10 protein-coding genes are annotated in these 13,838 nt (G+C 61.0%); all 10 read left to right on the forward strand.

What is annotated here, in order from left to right; all coding sequences use genetic code 11:
- The first annotated feature begins 68 nt into the window (after positions 1-68).
- Positions 69-1,046, forward strand: a complete 978-nt coding sequence (locus tag H582_RS0105150) for an alpha-ketoacid dehydrogenase subunit beta (RefSeq protein ID WP_028597671.1) — start codon at positions 69-71, stop codon at positions 1,044-1,046.
- 132 nt (positions 1,047-1,178) lie between these two features.
- Entirely contained in the window at positions 1,179-2,513 is a 1,335-nt protein-coding gene (locus tag H582_RS0105155) for a dihydrolipoamide acetyltransferase family protein (protein WP_028597672.1), read from the forward strand.
- 4 nt (positions 2,514-2,517) lie between these two features.
- Positions 2,518-3,933 carry a dihydrolipoyl dehydrogenase gene (gene lpdA / locus H582_RS0105160; RefSeq protein ID WP_028597673.1) on the forward strand — a complete coding sequence of 472 codons (1,416 nt, stop codon included), beginning with the start codon at positions 2,518-2,520 and terminating at the stop codon, positions 3,931-3,933.
- A 1,596-nt stretch (positions 3,934-5,529) separates the two neighbouring features.
- Positions 5,530-6,324 carry a thymidylate synthase gene (gene thyA / locus H582_RS0105165; protein ID WP_028597674.1) on the forward strand — a complete coding sequence of 265 codons (795 nt, stop codon included), beginning with the start codon at positions 5,530-5,532 and terminating at the stop codon, positions 6,322-6,324.
- 8 nt (positions 6,325-6,332) lie between these two features.
- Entirely contained in the window at positions 6,333-6,830 is a 498-nt protein-coding gene (locus tag H582_RS0105170) for a dihydrofolate reductase (protein WP_240478938.1), read from the forward strand.
- A 198-nt stretch (positions 6,831-7,028) separates the two neighbouring features.
- Positions 7,029-8,516, forward strand: a complete 1,488-nt coding sequence (locus tag H582_RS0105175) for a glutamate synthase subunit beta (protein ID WP_028597676.1) — start codon at positions 7,029-7,031, stop codon at positions 8,514-8,516.
- A 179-nt stretch (positions 8,517-8,695) separates the two neighbouring features.
- Entirely contained in the window at positions 8,696-10,177 is a 1,482-nt protein-coding gene (locus H582_RS26085; RefSeq protein ID WP_240478939.1) for an extracellular solute-binding protein, read from the forward strand.
- A complete protein-coding gene (locus tag H582_RS32730) occupies positions 10,174-10,347 on the forward strand; it encodes a hypothetical protein (protein ID WP_240478940.1) in 174 nt (57 codons plus the stop codon). Before H582_RS26085 ends, H582_RS32730 begins: the two co-directional genes overlap by 4 nt.
- Before the next feature lie 78 nt (positions 10,348-10,425).
- Positions 10,426-12,165, forward strand: a complete 1,740-nt coding sequence (locus H582_RS0105185) for a sensor histidine kinase (RefSeq protein WP_028597677.1) — start codon at positions 10,426-10,428, stop codon at positions 12,163-12,165.
- 1 nt (position 12,166) lies between these two features.
- The gene (locus H582_RS0105190) at positions 12,167-13,798 is read left to right on the forward strand and encodes a response regulator transcription factor (RefSeq protein ID WP_028597678.1); all 1,632 of its coding nucleotides are present in this window, start codon (positions 12,167-12,169) and stop codon (positions 13,796-13,798) included.
- Positions 13,799-13,838 lie beyond the last annotated feature (40 nt).

The raw sequence follows: 13,838 nt of genomic DNA on the forward strand, positions 1-13,838 counted from the left end.
CCGAACCCAAGCGATCGATGAGTCCGGGGCGGCGCGCGCCGCTCCCCCTAAGGAGGAACCTGTTAATCATGGCTCAAATGAACATGTTGGAAGCAATCCGCGACGCTCTTCGCACCGAGCTGAAGCGGGATGAGAACGTAATGCTCTTCGGAGAGGACGTCGGCCACACCGGCGGCGTATTCCGCGTCACCGAAGGTCTTCAGAAGGAATTCGGCGAGGAGCGCGTCTTCGATACGCCGCTGGCGGAATCCGCGATCGCCGGCATGGCGGTCGGCCTCGGCGTGCAAGGCTTCCGTCCGGTCGCCGAGATCCAGTTCGTCGGCTTCATCTACGAGGCGATGGACCAGATGTTCATCCAGGCAGCCCGCATGCGCTACCGCTCCGGCGGACGCTACAACTCGCCGATCGTATTCCGCACGCCTTTCGGCGGCGGCGTCAAGGCGGCCGAGCTGCACACCGACTCGCTCGAAGGTCTGGCGCTGCAGACGCCGGGCATCAAGGTCGTCATTCCTTCCAATCCTTATGACGCCAAAGGCCTCATGATCGCGGCGATCCGCGACAACGATCCCGTGTTCTTCATGGAGCATCTCAACCTGTACCGCGCCTTCCGCGCCGAAGTGCCGGAGGAAGAGTACACCGTCGAGCTCGGCAAGGCGAACGTCGTCCGCGAAGGCTCCGACGTCACGATCGTGACGTACGGCATGATGGTCCATACGTCCGTCAAGGCTGCTGAAGAGCTGGAAAAGGAAGGCGTAAGCGTCGAAGTGATCGACATCCGCACGCTCATGCCGCTCGACATCGACACGATCGTCGAGTCGATCAAAAAGACGAACCGCGCGATCGTCGTGCAGGAAGCTCAGAAGACTTCCGGCGCGGCGGCCGAGATCATCGCCCAGATCAACGAAAAGGCGATCCTTCACCTGGAGGCGCCGGTGCTTCGCGTCGCAGGTCCGGACACGGTGTATCCGTTCGCCCAGATCGAAGACCAATGGCTCCCGTCCCCGGCGCGCGTCGTCGCGAACGTCAAGAAAGTCCTCGAATTCTAATTCCGTTCCGAACGGAATTTGCTTGCACGCTTTTCACCCCTGCAGCCGCCGCGGCGGGCTGCGCGTCCTCTTGGACCGCAGCTTGTCCGCTCCCGGTCGGTTCAGCTCCAGATGCAAAAGGAGGTTCACCTCGTGGCCAAGTTTGAATACCGGTTCCCAGAGCTGGGCGAAGGCCTTCATGAAGGCGAAATCATCAAGATCCACATCAAGGTCGGAGACAAGGTCACCGACGACGACATCATTATGGAAGTGCAGAACGACAAGGCCGTCGTAGAGGTTCCTTGCCCGGTCAACGGCACGGTGCTCGAGGTTCTTGCCAAGGACGGCCAGGTATGCCATGTCGGCGACGTCGTAGCCGTCATCGACGCCGAGGGCGATCTGCCGGAAGGCGCCGCTCCGAGCGAGGACAGCGCGAAGGAAGTCGCCAAGGACGAAGCGCAGAACGTCGCTCCGGGCGCAGTCAAGGCCGACGCCGAAGTGACGGCGAAGGACGCGGCTCCGGCATCCGCTCCTGCAGCGGCTCCGGCCGCCAAAGGCCAAGTGCTCGCTACGCCTAGCGTGCGCAAGTTCTCCCGCGAAAAAGGCGTGGACATTGCGTCCGTGCAAGGCACTGGCAAAAACGGCCGCATCACTCGCGAGGACATCGAGAAGGCAGCCGCAGGCGGCGCATCCGCTCCGGCGGCAGCCGCTTCCGACAATGCCGCTGTCGCGGCAAAAGGCGCCGGCGAAGCCAAGTCCGCTCCGGTCGCCAGCCAAGGCGGAGACCGTCCGGAAGAGCGCCTGCCGTTCAAGGGCATCCGCAAGATCATTTCCAACGCGATGACGAAGTCGGCGTACACCGCTCCTCACGTGACGCTGATGGACGAAGTGGACGTGACCGCGCTCGTCGAGCTGCGCAAAAAAGCGAAGCCGGTCGCCGAGAAGAAAGGCGTCAAGCTGACCTACCTGCCGTTCATCGTCAAGGCGCTCGTCGCCGCCGTGCGCGAGTTCCCGATCATGAACTCGATGCTCGACGAGGAAGCGCAGGAGATCGTTCTGCGCAAGTACTACAACATCGGCATCGCGACCGATACCGACAACGGCCTGATCGTGCCGGTCATCGAGCATGCGGACCGCAAGAACGTCTGGACGATCGCCAGCTCCATCAGCGACCTCGCCGCTCGCGGCCGCGACGGCAAGCTGTCCGGCGCCGAGCTCAAAGGCAGCACGATTTCCATCACGAACATCGGCTCCGCCGGCGGCATGTTCTTCACGCCGATCATCAACTTCCCTGAAGTGGCCATCCTCGGCGTCGGCCGCATCGCCGACAAGCCGGTCGTCAAGAACGGCGAGATCGTCGCCGCTTCCGTCATGGCCCTGTCCCTCAGCTTCGACCACCGTCTCATCGACGGTGCGACGGCTCAGAATTTCCTGAACTACATCAAGCAGCTTCTGGCCGACCCGCAGCTGCTAATCATGGAGGTATAAGCTCATGGTAGTAGGAGACGCATCTCTCGATATCGATACACTGGTCATCGGCGCCGGTCCCGGCGGATATGTGGCTGCGATTCGCGCAGCCCAGCTTGGCCAAAGCGTGCTTTGCGTGGAGAAGGAGCATGTCGGCGGCGTGTGCCTGAACGTCGGCTGCATTCCTTCCAAAGCCCTCATCTCCGCTTCCCATCAATATGACACCGTCAGCCATGCCGAAGCGATCGGCATCACGGCAGGCGACGTCAAGGTCGACTGGAGCAAGATCCAGGACTTCAAGGGCGGAGTCGTGAAAAAGCTGACAGGCGGCGTAGCCAGCCTGCTCAAAGCCAACAAGGTGCAATACTTCGCCGGCGAAGTGATGTTCATCAACGAAAACGAAGCGCGTGTCTTCAACGATCAGGAAGCTCCGCGCTACCGCTTCAAGAACTGCATCATCGCGACGGGCTCCCGCCCGATCGAGCTGAAGGCATTCCCGTTCGGCGGACGCATCGTCTCCTCCACGGGCGCGCTGTCGCTGCCTGAGATTCCGAAGAGCCTGGCCGTCATCGGCGGCGGCTACATCGGCGTCGAGCTGAGCCAGATGTACAGCAAGTTCGGCACGAAGGTGACGATCATCGAAGGCCTCGACTCGATCCTGGCCGGCTTCGACAAGGACATGTCCCAGCTCGTGGCCAAGAAGCTCAAAGCCAAAGGCGCGGAAATCATCACGAACGCGCAAGCGAAGAGCGCCGAGCAGACCGACAAGGACGTCACCGTGACGTACACGGTCGACGGCAAGGAACAGACGGTGACGGCTGATTACCTGCTCGTCACGGTCGGACGCCGTCCGAATACGGACGGAGAGCTCGGCCTCGACCTGATCAACATCAAGATGACGGACCGCGGCCTCGTCGAAGTCAACGACGAAGGACGCACGAGCATCCCGCATATCTTCGCGATCGGCGACATCGTTGCCGGCCCTGCGCTCGCGCACAAGGCGATGTACGAAGGCCGTGTCGCGGCTGAAGTCATCGGCGGACAGCCGAGCAAAGTCGACTACAAGTGCATGCCGGCCGTCTGCTTCTCCGATCCGGAGTGCGCCAGCGTCGGTCTGACGGAGAAGGAAGCGAAGGACAAAGGCTACAACGTCAAGGTCGGCAAGTTCCCGTTTGTCGCCAACGGCCGCGCCCTGTCCCTCAACGCGACGGAAGGCTTCGTGAAGCTCGTCGCCGACAAAGACAGCGGCCTCGTGCTCGGCGCCCACATCGCGGGCATCGAAGCGTCCAACATGATCTCCGAGCTCGGCCTCGCGATCGAGATGGGCGCTACGCTCGAGGACATCGCGCTGACGATCCACGCGCATCCGACGCTTGGCGAGATCACGCTGGACGCGGCGGAAGTCGCGCTCGGCCATCCGATCCATACGTTTGTCAAGTAAGATCGCGCTTTTCAGGCCGGCCCTTTCTGGGGCCGGCTTTTTTTATGGGCCGTCTAGCGGCTCAGCGAGCCGTGCCATTCGTTCTCCGTCCAGAGAAGGGGGGCTTTTGGACAGGCGAACCGCTGCGCGATCCGAGCCTTTCTCGACCGGGAGCCGGAAAGCGGGCCAGGGATAGGCGCATCGCTGTGCGAGCCGAGCCTTTCTCGACCGGGAGTCGGAAAGCGGGCTAGGGACAGGCGCATCGCTGCGCGATCCGAGCCTTTCTCCGATTCCACTGGAAGCCGGATGCCCGGATTGCCCGACCTCCTAGGCGGAGGCCATCCGTCTTTCAAGAGGACCGCTGCCGCTTCTCCGAAAGGCATCGTCTCGCTCCGCTTCGCCTTGTCCATCAGCTTCGCCTTTCCCGCATACTCGGCACTCGGCAGCATGAACGGGCGCTGCGGAAAGAGTCAGCAAGCAGCTCTCAGCTTGCTGGAAGTGCCCCAGGCTGTAACGACTTGGTCGCATATCGAAATCGCTCGCCCGATCCGAAGAACGTTTGACTCCCTCGTCTCGACGAATGGAGGATCAACCGGTCGGAGTTGCGCGGAAAAACCGAGTAACTCGAGCAAGCAGGGGCGGAACCAGAAGGAGTTGCACGGAAAAACCGAGTAACTCGGTCAAGCGTAGGCCGAAGCGGTCGGAGCTGTGAGGTCAATTCAAGTAACTCCGGCAGGCAGGCGTATCGGTTAGAGTCTAAAAGACGGGCTTGCAAGCGGCTGTAACCCGATTTGTTCGGGTTACAGCCTAAAAGACGGGCATGTGAGTAACTGTAAGCCGATTTATTCGGGTTGGAGCTTGAAAGACGGGTGTTCGAGCAGTTGTAACCCGATTTAATCGGGTTAGAGTCTGAAATACGGGCTTGCGAGAAGCTCTAACCCGATTTATTCGGGTTGCAGTTTGAAATACGGGCTGTCGAGTCGCTGTAACCCGATTTATTCCGGTTAGGGCCTAACGATCTTGCGAGAAACTCTAACCCGATTTATTCGGGTTGCAGTTTTTCCAGCTCGTTATAGAAGCTTTCGAAGGTTCTGGAAAATGCGATAAAAGAAATCCTGGGGGCATCGAGATCGGAACGAGTCACTACGAAGCGGAGCGAGGGTGGGTTCGGCATTAGCATCTAACTGATTTTATTGGTGACGGGCCTAGTGGTGATGAGCGAAGGCACCGAGCGAACTTAAAGAGTGAAACCAAAGAGCGAAGACGGACGGGGGCTCGTGGAGAAGCGTCAGCGGTTCCCTTGAAGGCCGGATTCCTTCCGCTTCGGAAGAGTACATTCAAAGGAATCTGGGCTTCAGGGAGATCGGAACGAGCCCCCGCTCCGCGAAGTGGATGCCGGTTTCAGTTTCCATTCAGCAAAGCGATAGCAGTTTCCGTTCTGCGCTACGCGAAGCGGATTCGGATTCCGGTTCCGTCATCCCGAGGATCGCTGATTTTGTTCCGCACGAAGAGACAAATAAGAGACAAACGAGCCTTTAAGATGGTAAACTAACAGAAAGGTTCGCGAGATAGAGGGGCATCAGGCCGTTCGGCCGGTCCTGAGCTAGGGGGTAACCGATGAAAAATTATTTGGAGCTGCTGCAGGATATCCTGGACAACGGGACGGAGCGTTCCGATCGAACGGGAACCGGCACGATCGCCGTATTCGGTCGGCAGCTGCGGTTCGACTTGTCCAAGGGCTTTCCGCTCGTCACGACGAAGCGGGTACATGTCAAATCGATCATCCACGAGCTGCTCTGGTTTCTGAGCGGTGAGACGAACGTGAAGTACCTGCAGGAAAACGGCGTCCGCATCTGGAACGAGTGGGCGGACGAGAACGGTGACCTCGGTCCGGTATACGGCTCGCAGTGGCGCGCATGGGAAGGCAAGGACGGCCGCGTCCATGACCAGATCGCTGCGGTCGTCGAGTCGATTCGCACGAATCCGGACTCGCGCCGCCATATGGTGAGCGCCTGGAACGTCGGCGAAGTCGACGGCATGAAGCTGCCGCCTTGCCATTTCGTGTTCCAGTTCCAGGTCAGCGGAGGCAAGCTGAACTGCATGTTCACGATGCGCTCCTCGGACACGTTCCTCGGCTTGCCGTTCAACATCGCCCAGTATGCGATGCTGACGCATATGATCGCGCAGCAATGCGATCTGGAGCCCGGAGAGCTCATTTATTCCGGAGGCGACGTGCATATTTATGCGAATCATCTCGAGCAGGTCAAGCTGCAGCTGACGCGCGAGCCGCATCCGCTGCCGCAGCTCGTGCTGAAGCGCAAGCCGGCGAGCATCTTCGACTACCGCTACGAGGACTTCGAGATCGTCGGCTACGAGCATCATCCGACGATCAAGGCCGAGGTGTCGGTATGAGGATCACGATGATCGCGTGCATGGACCGCGATCGGCTGATCGGGCGCGGCAACGACCTGCCGTGGAAGCTGCCGGAGGACATGCGCTTTTTCAAGGAGCAGACGATGGGCAAGCCGGTGCTGATGGGACGCAAGACGTTCGAGTCGTTCGGCAGCCGTCCGCTGAAGGGCAGGCGCAATCTGCTGCTGACCCGCGGCGGCGGCGAGGCACCGGATGGCGTGGAGCTGTTCCGGACGCCGGAGGAGGCGCTGCAAGCCGTCGCCGGCGAGCAGGAGCTGATGGTCATCGGCGGCGAGCAGATCTACCGTCTGCTGCTCGGCCGCGCGGACCGTCTGCTGCTGACGGAGATCGACCGCTCCTACGGAGGCGGCGACGCTTACTTCCCTGAGCTGCCGGACGGCGAGTGGGAGCTCGCGGATTCCGCGGCCGGTCTCGAAAAAGGACCGGCAGGCGAGACCTACGCCTTCCAAACGTATATTCGAACAGCGCCTGCGCGCAATTCGTAATCTCTATGCCGCTGTTATGCGACAAAGTGCAAATGATTGTACGCATACTCCATTATGCTAAGTTGTGAAACAATGCTACGATGTTGTACAAAGTATGCGCTGGAATGCAATATTATGTAGCGACGCATCGGGTCTTGCATCCGAAGAACGGTGACAGAGAGACGGAGCGGGACCTAAAGGATGGAGGAATGGGGAAAGATGTCGACACCAACTGGGTTCATGGAATATAAACGCGAGCTGCCGGCAGACCGCAGTCCGCTGGAAAGAATCAAGGATTGGGACGAGTTCCACAAGCATTTGCCGGACGATCAGCTTCGGACGCAAGGCTCCCGCTGCATGGACTGCGGCACCCCGTATTGCCATACGGGCATGGAGCTGGCCGGAGGGGCGTCGGGCTGCCCGGTCAACAACCTGATTCCCGAGTGGAACAACCTCATCTATCGCGGCTTGTGGCGCGAGGCGCTGGAGCGCCTGCACAAGACGAACAATTTCCCGGAATTCACCGGACGCGTCTGTCCGGCGCCATGCGAGGGCTCGTGCACGGTCGGCCTCATCGGCGATGCCGTCACGATCAAGACGATCGAGCAGGCAATCATCGACCGCGGCTTCGACGAGGGCTGGGTCGTACCGCAGCCGCCTCAGCTCCGCACGGGCAAAAAGGTCGCCGTCGTCGGCTCCGGACCTGCCGGCATGGCTTGCGCCGCGCAGCTCAACAAGGCCGGCCACACGGTGACGGTGTACGAGCGCGCGGACCGCATCGGCGGCTTGCTGACGTACGGCATCCCGACGATGAAGCTCGACAAGGGGATCGTGCAGCGGCGAGTCGACCTGCTCGAAGCCGAGGGCGTCGACTTCGTGACGAATACGGAGATCGGCAAGGATATCGCGGCCGAGGAGCTGCTGGCAGGCTTCGACGCGATCGTCCTGTGCGGCGGCGCGACGAAAGCCCGCGGCGTCGACATCGAAGGCTCCGATCTGAACGGCGTGCATATGGCGATGGACTACCTGAACGGCACGATCAAGAGCTACCTCGACTCCGGCCTGGAGGACGGCAACTACATCTCCGCCAAGGACAAGGACGTCATCGTCATCGGCGGCGGCGATACCGGCACGGACTGCGTCGCGACGGCTCTGCGCCACGGCTGCAAGTCGGTCACGCAGTTCGGCACGCATGCCAAGGCCCCGCTGCAGCGCGATTCGATCACGAATCCGTGGCCGCAGTTCCCGAACGTGTACACGCTGGACTATGCCCACGAAGAAGCGAAGGCGCTGTACGGCGAAGACCCGCGCGCGTTCTCCGTCCTGACCAAGAAGTTCGTCGGCGACGAGAACGGCCAGCTCAAGGAGCTCCACACCGTCCAGATCGAACGGATCGTCGACGAGACCGGCCGCAAGATCTACAAAGAGATTCCCGGCACGGAAAAGGTCTGGCCGGCGGATCTCGTGTTCATCGCGGTCGGCTTCGAAGGGCCGGAGAACACGCTTGTGCAGGCGTTCGAGGTCGAGCAGGACCGCCGCACGAACGTCAAAGCCCGCTACGGTGAATACCGGACGAGCGTCGACAAGGTGTTCGCCGCCGGGGATATGCGCCGCGGCCAGAGCCTTGTCGTCTGGGCGATCAACGAGGGGCGCGAGGCGGCTCGCGAGGTCGACAAGTATTTGATGGGAAGCAGCATGCTTCCTTGATTCGGAGCCTATTCTGCAAGCGCCTGAGCGATCGGGCGCTTTTTCCCGTTCCGGCGAGGAATCGCTTTCAGGTAAAGAACGGGTAACGAAAACAAGAGATGGATGTTGTTGCGGGCCGAAAGGGCTCGGATAATAAAGGCAGATCTCTGTCCATTCTTCCTTGAAAGGGGCTGCAGCAGGTGAAGGTCGCGAGTCGGAGCAAAGGAAAGCTGGGACTGGCTGCGCTTGCGCTGCTTCAGGTGTTGCTGTCATGCGACGCCAATTCGAATGGAACCGTAAAGCCTGTCGCTTCGGAAGAGCCGACGGAAGGGAGCGAGCCGCTTCCGATCGAGCTGAGCTTCGTCCGCATGACCGAGGACGACCTGATCCTGAAGCTGCCGGGAGAAACGCTCGAGGACAACCGCTGGACCCGTTTGTATGAAGACGAGCTAGGCATACGCATCCGCTACGAATGGGTATCCAAAGGAGATCTCTATGACCAGAAGCTGGGAGGTGCGCTCGCTTCCGGAGCGATTCCGGATGTCGTCAAGGTCAATGCGGAGCAGCTGCGGACGCTCCACAACGAAGGCTTGATCCAGGAGCTGACGGAGGTCTATGACCAATATGCCTCGCCATTCACCAAAACGATTCTGAACCAGGAAGGCAGCGCCCCGTTCCAACGGGCGACGATCGACGGCAAGCTGATGGCGATCCCGGCTACGGGCTCGTCGATCGAGGGCGCGAAATACATCTGGATCCGCAAGGACTGGCTGGATCGGCTGGAGCTGGATCCGCCGCGAACGATGAACGATCTGCTGGAAATATCGAAAGCGTTTACAGAAAGAGATCCGGACGGAAACGGCCGCGACGATACGTACGGCATCGCCCTGACCCGCAGCCTGCTGGCGCCTCTGATGGGAATCAGCGGACTGCTGGCCGGCTATGAGGCCTATCCGACGATGTGGCTCGAGGACAAGGACGGCCAGCTCGTCTACGGCGGCATCCAGCCGCAAATGCGGGAAGCGCTCCTGGTGCTGCAGCGGCTGTACAAGGACGGGCAGATCGATCCGGAGTTCGGCTTCAAAAACAGCGTGCAGGAAGAGAAGCTGATCGCAGACGGCAAGATCGGCCTGTTTTATGGCGAGCAGTGGGGCTCGTTCCTCGCGCAGGCGAGCCGCTCCAAGGAGCGGGACTCGGACTGGCAAGCCTACCCGATCGTATCGGCGACGAGCGAGCCGGTCCGGGTGCCGCTTCCGCTAGGCACCTATCAATACTTGGCCGTACGCAAGGACTACCCCCATCCGGAAGCGCTGATCAAGCTGCTCAACCTTCATCTGGAGAAAAACTGGGGCGAGACGGCCGAATATGAGAAGTATTACAGCACGCCGCAGCCGGTATGGAAGCTGTCGCCCGTCACGCCGTACCCGGCGCTCAAAAATCTCGAGGCTTTCCGGCAGCTGGAGCAGTTCCGCAGCACGGGAGACCGCTCCGTCCTAAAGGCGGAAGCGAAAGCGATCCAGAAGTATATCGAGATCTACGAAGCGGGCAAGGAAAACCGCGATGCGGGCTGGGGTTGGAAAAAGACGTACGGGCCGGACGGCGCCTTTTCGATCCTGGAGCAGTATATCCGGAACGACCAGCTGCTGTACGAGCGTTTTCTCGACCGCAGACATCGACGATGATCGAAAAGCAGTCCGTGCTGTACAACTTGCAGATCGAGACGTATGCGAACATCATCCTGGGCCGCCCGATCGAGGAGTTCGATCGGTTCGTCCAGGATTGGAACAGCCTGGGGGGAGAGAGGATGACGAGGGAAGTAAACGAGTGGCTCCGGCAATCGAACGCGCCTTGAACCGGCCGCCCAAGGACATGTCGCCGTCAATCAGACTGGCCGCCCTGCTGGCGGAGCGGCCGCAACGGAGGGTTCAGCTTGTTTCGATTCCCGGTCAACTCCATCCGCAACTCCATCTTCATCCGGCTCGTCCTGACTTATCTGTCCGTCATCCTGCCCATTCTGGCGCTCGGCGTCTACCTGTACCACTGGAGCGCGAAAAATGCCCGCGAGGAAATCTCGCGGGCGACAACGACGCAGCTGTCCTATTATATGGAAGACTTGAACCGCGAGATCGAGTGGCTTGAAATCCAGCAGTACGATCTCGTCCAGGACAACGAGCTGAACCAGCTGGCCGTCGCCTGGGAAAAGATGAACGGCGTGGAGCGGACGGCGGGCATGAACTATTTGATCCAGCGCCTGACCTCGATCAAGAACAGCAGTCCGTACATCAAGGACGTGTACGTCCATCTGCATTCGATCCGCAAGACGGTGTCCGCAGCGCATGATGTGTACGAGTTCCAGCAGGGCAGCTTCGACGATCTGCTAGCCTCGCTCGGCAAGGAGAAGACGAGGCTCATCACCTGGCAGCAGACCTTCCATCTGCGGGCGTCGAAGGCCAGCGGAGAAGCGGGGGGCAAGCCGCTGTTCATCGTCCAGATCGTGCTTGATGCCGAGCGTCTGAAGGAGTCGATGAAACAGCTCAATTCCTACGAAGAGAGCGGCTCGTTCGTCATGGACGACAGATCTTCGTTCGCGATCGCGAGCGATCCCGGCTCGAGCGAGATGATGAGGCAATCCGCCGCGCTCGCCCGAAGCTCGTCCGCAAGCGCGTTCCGGCTCGAGCTGGACGGGAAGGAGTACCAGTTCAACAAAGTCAGCTCCGCCAAGCTGGGGCTGACGGGCTTCATCTATATGCCCGCCGAGACGGTCGCCAAGCCGCTGAGCAAATTCGAGGTCTGGGCCTGGCTGTTCGCGGCGGCAACGCTGATGACGATCCTCATTTACGCCTATTCCACCTATCGATTCGTGCACAAGCCGTTGCTGCTTCTCGTACAGAGCTTCAGAAGGATGGAGGGCGGTGCCTTGGACAGTCCGATCGAGCATGAGCAGAAAGATGAGTTCGGCTATCTGTACCATCGGTTCAACCACATGCTGAAAAAGCTGCAGATGCTGATCGATCAGGATTTCAAGCAGAAGCTGATGATGCAGAAGGCGGAGCTCAAGCAGCTGCAGTCGCAGATCAATCCGCATTTCCTCTACAACAGCTTTTTCATCCTCAACTCGCTCGCGCGCACGGGAGATACGGACCGGATCGAGCAGTTCACGAACATGCTGGGCGAATACTTCCGCTTCATCACGCGCAGCGGAGCGGATCTTGTGCCGCTGGCCGAGGAGACGCGGCATTCCCGCATGTATACCGAGATCCAGGAGCTGCGCTTCTCCAGGCGGATCGCGGTCGAGTTCGGCGAGCTGCCGGAGACGATGCGGACGATCAGCGTGCCGCGGCTGATCATCCAGCCGATCATTGAAAATGCGTACGAGCACAGCCTGGAGAAGGTGACCGAGGAGGGGCTGCTGCGCGTATCGTTCGAGCGGGAAGAGGACGAGGCGCGCATCGTCGTCGAGAACAACGGCGAGCCGATCGGGGAGAGCCTGCTCGAGGAGCTGCGCCGGCGGCTCGGCAGCTCTTCGGACTCGTATGAAATGACCGGCATGATCAACATCCACCGGCGGATCCTGCTCACCTACGGGGAAGGCAGCGGCCTCAGCCTGTCGCGAAGCGAGCTGGGCGGACTGAAGGTTGCGATCCGCATCAGGCTGAAGGAGACGGTATGAAATGCTTAGGCTGCTGATCGTAGACGACGAAGAGATCATCACTGACGGCTTGTACGAGGTGTTCCGCATGCGGATGCCGGACCGCCTGGACGTATGCAAGGCGTATTCCGGCAAGGAGGCGCTGGAGTGGCTGAAAAGGACGCGTTTCGACATCGTGATGACGGACATCAGCATGCCCGGCATGAGCGGCCTGGAGCTGTCGGAGGAGATCCAGCTGTACTGGCCGCGCTGCCGGATCGTCTTTCTGACCGGCTACAGCGAATTCGACTACGCCTACAAGGCGATCCAGATGCCGCGCGCCCGCTACTTGCTCAAGACCGAGGGATTCGGCAAGGTGATCGAGGTCGTCGAGGAGGTGGTCGCCGAAGTCGAAGAGAGCAGCCAGATCGGCTCGCTCGTCGAGCTGTCGCGCGAGCAGCTCTATGCGCTCGAGGTGATGGAGCAGGCCGAGTTCATCCGCCATCTGCTCCAGGACTCCGGCGCGCATGCGAGCGACCGCGAGGCGTTCGCCGCGGAGCTCCGCAAGGCGGGGCTCAGGCTCGATCCGCAGCAGCAGGTCTATGTGGTGGTCGGGCAGCTGGCGTATCCGGACGATAGCGGATACTGCGTCCGCAGCGGCCTGCTGCGCACGGCGGAGCGGATCTGGGACTCGTTCCTGGCGGAGCAGAGCCGCCGCGCGGGCATCGTCGAGAAGCAGGGCGAGCTGGTCTGGCTGCTGCAGCCTGCCGTTCCGCTCGAGCGCCAGTTCGACGGCTACTTCGCGCGTTATCTGGAAGGGATGCTGGAGCTGATCCAGGAAGCCTGCCAGAAGCAGCTCGGCTTGACGGCCGCTTTTGCGCTGGGCGGCAGTCCATCGGAGTGGCGGTCGGTCACGCCGCAGGCGGCCCGGCTGCGCCAGCTGCTCCAGGTCAAGCTGTCCGGTCGCATGGCGGCTGTGCTGATCGACCGCTTCGAGCCGGATGAAGCCGACGGCGGCAAGGACGGTCTCAAGCTGCCGCAGTGGACGGAGCTGCTCGCGGCCCATTTGGAAGCCGGGCGCAGGGAGCCTTTTTTTGAAGCGTTTCACGAGCTTGCGGACGGCCTGCTGGATGCGCAGATCCAGGTCGAGCGCGCCGTCGAGGGCTACTATTCGGTCGCCCTCCTGCTGCATGCGGCAATCCAGCGCTGGGGACTCGGGCGCGACATCGGCGACTGCCGCAAGCTGCTGCGGCTCGATGAGCATGCGTCGATGAAGGAGGCGGCCGCGTACTTGCGCGAGCTGGCCGGCCGCCTGTTCGAGCTGAAGCATCGCAGCGAGATCGCCCGCGCCTCCAGCGTCATCGACCGCATCTGCCGCTACATCGAGACGCATCTGGAGGAGGATCTGTCGCTCGTCCGGCTGGCCGAGATCAACTATTTCAACCCATCGTATCTGTCCCGCTTCTTCAAGCAGGAGAGCGGGATGAACCTGTCCGAGTACATCGACGGCTGCCGGCTGAAAAAAGCGAAGGAGCTGCTGCGGAACGGCGAGCTCAAAATCCGCGAGGTCGCCGGCTCGGTCGGCTATGAAGCCGCCCACTCGTTCACGCGCTTCTTCAAAAAATCGACCGGACTGACGCCGCAGGAATACCGCGACAGCCTGCAGGCCCGCTGAGCGGAGCCGCTTGCAGGCGAGGCGCAATTTTTCAAGCAGG

It is taken from the genome of Paenibacillus pasadenensis DSM 19293, assembly GCF_000422485.1.
GTDB classification, from domain to species: Bacteria; Bacillota; Bacilli; order Paenibacillales; family Paenibacillaceae; genus Paenibacillus_O; species Paenibacillus_O pasadenensis.

Excerpts from the sequence above, each read along its gene's own strand:
- H582_RS0105150 (WP_028597671.1), top strand. The coding sequence starts at position 69 with ATGGCTCAAATGAACATGTTGGAAGCAATCCGCGACGCTCTTCGCACC.
- lpdA (WP_028597673.1), top strand. The coding sequence starts at position 2,518 with ATGGTAGTAGGAGACGCATCTCTCGATATCGATACACTGGTCATCGGC.
- thyA (WP_028597674.1), top strand. The coding sequence starts at position 5,530 with ATGAAAAATTATTTGGAGCTGCTGCAGGATATCCTGGACAACGGGACG.
- H582_RS0105170 (WP_240478938.1), top strand. The coding sequence starts at position 6,333 with ATGATCGCGTGCATGGACCGCGATCGGCTGATCGGGCGCGGCAACGAC.
- H582_RS0105175 (WP_028597676.1), top strand. The coding sequence starts at position 7,029 with ATGTCGACACCAACTGGGTTCATGGAATATAAACGCGAGCTGCCGGCA.
- H582_RS32730 (WP_240478940.1), top strand. The coding sequence starts at position 10,174 with ATGATCGAAAAGCAGTCCGTGCTGTACAACTTGCAGATCGAGACGTAT.
- H582_RS0105190 (WP_028597678.1), top strand. The coding sequence starts at position 12,167 with ATGCTTAGGCTGCTGATCGTAGACGACGAAGAGATCATCACTGACGGC.